Here is a 677-nt window from a genome sequence, read left to right as displayed (position 1 = left end):
ACCAGGTCGTGCGACATCGCACGCGGCTCAAGAACGAGGTGCATTCAATCCTGCACGCGCACCTGATCCCGAAGTGCCCGCATGCCGATCTTTTCAACGCCCGCGGCCGGGCGTGGTTGGCCGCTCAACAGTTGCCGGACGATGAACGCGCAGCGATCGATCGGCACGTCCGTGAACTTGACCGGTTGGCGGAAGACCTGGCCCTGCTCGACCGCGAAATTGCGCAGGACGCCATGGACGATCCCGCGGTCAATAGATTGATGACAATCACCGGCGTCAATCTGGCGGTCGCCGCCGGGATCGTGGCGGCGATCGGCGACATCGGCCGGTTCAACAGCCCCCAGAAGCTGGTGAGCTATTTCGGGCTGAACCCGCGGGTGCGGCAGTCGGGACTGGGAGCTGCCCATCACGGTCGCATCAGCAAAATCGGCCGTTCTCACGCGCGCGCCATGCTGGTCGAGGCGGCCTGGGCAGCGGCCAAGGCGCCCGGTCCACTGCATGCTTTTTTCGTCCGCATCCGCGCCCGGCGCGGCCATCAGATCGCCGCGGTGGCCGTGGCTCGCAAGCTCACTGTGCTCTGCTGGCATTTGTTGACGAAGGGCGAAGATTACCTGTGGGCGCGCCCAGCCCTGGTGGCCAACAAGACCCGCGCAATGCAACTTCAAGCCGGACATCCG

The 677-nt window shown here is 65.1% G+C and carries 1 protein-coding gene; it reads left to right on the top strand.

The annotated features are described in order from the left end of the window. A partial coding sequence (locus IVA82_RS08635) for an IS110 family transposase (protein ID WP_247493251.1) occupies positions 1-677 on the top strand: 677 nt, incomplete at both ends.

It is taken from the genome of Bradyrhizobium sp. 142 (assembly GCF_023074015.1).
Lineage (GTDB): Bacteria > Pseudomonadota > Alphaproteobacteria > Rhizobiales > Xanthobacteraceae > Bradyrhizobium.
This window is presented reverse-complemented; position numbering and strand designations above follow the sequence as displayed.